We start from the raw sequence: 1,911 nt of genomic DNA on the forward strand, positions 1-1,911 counted from the left end.
CCGCCATCCCGACGCTGTTCGTCATCGTGACCATGGCGTTTTTCCTGATGCGCGTCGCGCCGGGCGGCCCATTCAACCAGGAGCGGGGGCTGAGCCCCGAGATCAAGGCCAATCTCGAAGCCCAGTTCGGCCTCAACGACCCGCTCTGGCTGCAATTCGTCCATTATCTCGGCAATCTGCTGCGCGGCAATTTCGGCCCGAGCTACAACATGCCGGATTTCACCGTCACCGAACTCTTCGCCAAGGGCCTGCCTATATCGGTTCAGCTCGGCGCCTCGGCGCTCGTCCTGGCGCTGCTACTCGGTTGTGTGCTCGGCACCATTGCGGCGCTTAACCAGAACAAGCTTGGCGACTATACGGTGATCGCGCTGGCGACGGCCGGCAGCACTATCCCAACCTTCGTCATCGCGCCGGTGATCCAACTCCTGTTCGGGCTGACCTGGAGGCTGCTGCCGATCGGTGGGTGGGGCGATGGCGCTTTCATCAACAAGGTCGGTCCGGTGTTGACGCTCGCTCTGCCGCAGATCGCCATCGTCGCCCGGCTGATGCGTGGCTCGATGATCGAATCCTTGCGGTCCCACCACATCCGCACGGCGCGCGCGCTCGGCCTGTCCGATTGGTCGGTGGTGGTCAAGCACGCGCTGCGCGGTGCCATCCTGCCGATCGTCTCCTTCACCGGTCCGGCGGCGGCGGCATTGCTGACCGGCTCGGTCATTGTCGAGACGATCTTCTCCATTCCAGGCGTCGGCCGCTATTTCGTCGATGCCGCGCTCAATCGTGACTACACGCTGGTGATGGGAACGGTGGTGGTGATCGCCATCTTTACCATTGTCTTCAACCTGATCGTCGACGTCATGTACGCGGTCGTCGATCCGAGGGTGCGCTATGACTGACATCGCAGCCACAGCCCCCACCGTCATCGGCCGTTCGCTCTGGGGGGATGCCTGGGCGCGGCTCAAGGCCAATCGCGCCGCCATGTTCAGCCTGTACTACCTTGCCCTGATCGGTGTCGTCAGCGTGTTCGGACCGTGGTTCGTGCCGCATCAATACACCACCATCTATGCCGACTATGTGCGTATGCCGCCAAGCCTGTCAGCCTATCCGAAGGCCGACATGATCGAGACGGCGCTTACCGAAGCGATCAAGCGCATGCGGGTCGACATCAAGGAGTGGCGGCAGGAAGGCAACCAGGTCTTCGTCACCGTCAAGTCGACCAGGCCGATCGACGATCGCAATATCCGTTATCTCGACCGTTCCGATGCCTTTGACGGCACCAAGATCGAGAGCAAGTCGCCCGACGGTCTCGAAGTGACGATGAGCGCCTCGATCAAGCAGCAGTATTTCCTGTTCGGCACCGACAACACCGGCCGGGATCTGTTGTCGCGCACGCTGATGGCCGGGCGCATATCGCTGGCCATCGGCCTGCTCGCGGGTGTCGTGGCGGTGGTCATCGGCGTGGTCTACGGGGCCGCTGCCGGCTTTGCCGGCGGCAAGGTCGACGAGGTGATGATGCGCATCGTCGACGTGCTCTATTCCTTGCCCTTCATCTTCTTCGTCATCATGCTGGTAGTGTTTTTCGGCCGCAACTTCGTGCTGATGTTCCTGGCGGTCGGCGCCGTGCTGTGGCTCGACATGGCGCGCATCGTGCGCGGCCAGGCGCTGTCGATCCGCCGGCAGGAATATGTCCAGGCGGCGGAAGCCATGGGTGTCGGCCAGCGCGGTATCCTGCTGCGCCACGTCATCCCCAACCTGCTCGGCCCGGTGGTGATCTACATGACGCTGCTGGTGCCTCAGGTCATCATCCTGGAAAGCTTCCTGTCGTTTCTCGGCCTCGGCGTGCAGGAGCCGATGACCAGCTGGGGCGTGCTGATCTCGGTCGGCGCCAAGAACATCGGCACCGCCAACTGGCTG

Annotated in this window: 2 protein-coding genes; both read left to right on the forward strand. The window is 62.9% G+C overall.

All coding sequences use genetic code 11. The features are described from left to right. On the forward strand, positions 1-893 hold an 893-nt coding region (locus EN984_RS32845), incomplete at its 5' end, for an ABC transporter permease subunit (RefSeq protein WP_206517539.1). After that, the coding region (locus EN984_RS32850; protein ID WP_127384273.1) for an ABC transporter permease subunit at positions 886-1,911 on the forward strand (1,026 nt) is incomplete at its 3' end. The genes EN984_RS32845 and EN984_RS32850, both read left to right, overlap by 8 nt.

The sequence above is a fragment of the Mesorhizobium sp. M7A.F.Ca.CA.004.12.1.1 genome (assembly GCF_003997835.1).
Taxonomy (GTDB): Bacteria; Pseudomonadota; Alphaproteobacteria; order Rhizobiales; family Rhizobiaceae; genus Mesorhizobium.